This is a genomic window from Frankia canadensis, assembly GCF_900197875.1.
GTDB lineage: Bacteria > Actinomycetota > Actinomycetes > Frankiales > Frankiaceae > Frankia > Frankia canadensis.
In genome coordinates this window covers 1-1,369 of the sequence record NZ_FZMO01000432.1, presented here as the reverse complement: position 1 = coordinate 1,369, position 1,369 = coordinate 1, and the positions used below count along the sequence as shown (strand labels likewise).

At 71.7% G+C, this 1,369-nt stretch carries 3 protein-coding genes; all 3 read right to left on the bottom strand.

Annotated elements, in window-relative coordinates:
• Positions 1–77: 77 nt before the first annotated feature.
• The gene (locus C1A33_RS25315; protein ID WP_165818584.1) at positions 78–257 is read right to left on the bottom strand and encodes a Clp protease/crotonase-like domain-containing protein; all 180 of its coding nucleotides are present in this window, start codon (positions 255–257) and stop codon (positions 78–80) included.
• Positions 241–552 (bottom strand): Clp protease/crotonase-like domain-containing protein, encoded by a 312-nt coding sequence (locus C1A33_RS25310; protein WP_133150826.1) that lies wholly within the window; start codon positions 550–552, stop codon positions 241–243. The genes C1A33_RS25315 and C1A33_RS25310 overlap by 17 nt, the downstream gene beginning before the upstream one ends.
• Positions 553–651: 99 nt before the next feature.
• The coding region (locus tag C1A33_RS25305) for an SDR family NAD(P)-dependent oxidoreductase (protein WP_101833942.1) at positions 652–1,369 on the bottom strand (718 nt) is incomplete at its 5' end.

The window sequence follows — 1,369 nt, the reverse complement described above, 5'->3', positions numbered from 1 at the left end:
GAGTGAGCAGCGCCGGCCCGTCGTGGTCCAGCCCCCGCGCGGTCAGCGACGACCATGTGAGGTCGCTTCCGCCGTGCTCACCCATCCTGCGCATCCACACGCGGACCGCTCAGGCTCATCGCCTTGGCCGTGCGGGTACCGACGATCCGGGGCGGCCGGGCGGTCATCCCGCCGCTGGGGAACGCGCCGATCGTCATGTGGGTGTCGACGAACCGCGCCTCGGGGGAGCCCAGCGGCCCCTCACAGCCGAGCGCCACCTCCATCCCCCCGGTCACGCACCAGCGTTGACCGCGCCGATGATCGGCTTGGCAGCGACCCGAAGCGCCGGATCAGCGTCGCCGGCGCACGCCGGTCGGCTCCCTCCGCGGCGAACGCCTTCAGGTCGAGGCCGGCACAGAACGCCCCGCCGGTGCCGGTGACGACCGCGGCGCGCAGGCCGTCGTCCGCGACGAACCGGTCCAGCGCCCTGCTCAGCGCCGCACCAGCGTGGGGAACAGCGCGTTGCGCGCGTCCCGCCGGTTCAGGGTCAATTACCAGGACGCCGTCCACCACCTAGGCGAGCAGCACCTCATCCGCGGTCTCCACGGTCACAGCATTCGCCTCGCTCATTGGACGACCTCTCCGCCTGGCACAGTCGGGCGGCCTTGCATTTCAGAACACTCCGTATCCGCCGTCGATGCGGAACTGGTCGCCGGTGTGGAAGGAGGAGGCGGAGCTGGCCAGATAGACGGCGATGCCGGCCCAGTCGTCTCCGGAGCCCCAGCGGCGCAGCGGGATCCGACCGAGGACCTTCTCGCTGACCGCCGGGTTGTCGAGCCAGCCGTCGAAGACGGCCGAACGGGTCCAGCCGGGCAGCACGGCGTTGGCCCGGATCTGGTAGCGGCCGAGCTCGACCGCCAGCGACTTCGTCAGCGCGATCACCCCGGCCTTCGCCGCCGCGTACGCCTCCTCGCGCGGGGCGCCGAACAGCGCGGCGATGCTGGACGTCACCACGATGCTGCCGCCCTCGCCCTGGGCGATCATGTGCCTGGCAGCCTCGCGGGTGGTCAGATACGTGCCGTCGAGGTCGATGCGCATCATGTCCTGCCACGACGTCAGCGTGGAGTCGACGAAACGCGGCGCGGTCATCGTGTTCGCGAGCGCGGCGTTGGCGAAGCAGGAGTCCAGCCGGCCGTACTCCTCGACGAGCCGGGTGAAGCCCTTGACGATGGCGTCCTCGTCGCTGATGTCGACGCGCATCGCGCTGGCCCGGTGCCCGTACGCGGCGAGCCGTTCGACGGTGGACCGGTTGCGCTCCTCGTTACGGCCCCAGATGCACACGTCGGCGCCCGCCCGGGCGAGGCCGTCGGCCATGCCGAGGCCGACCCCG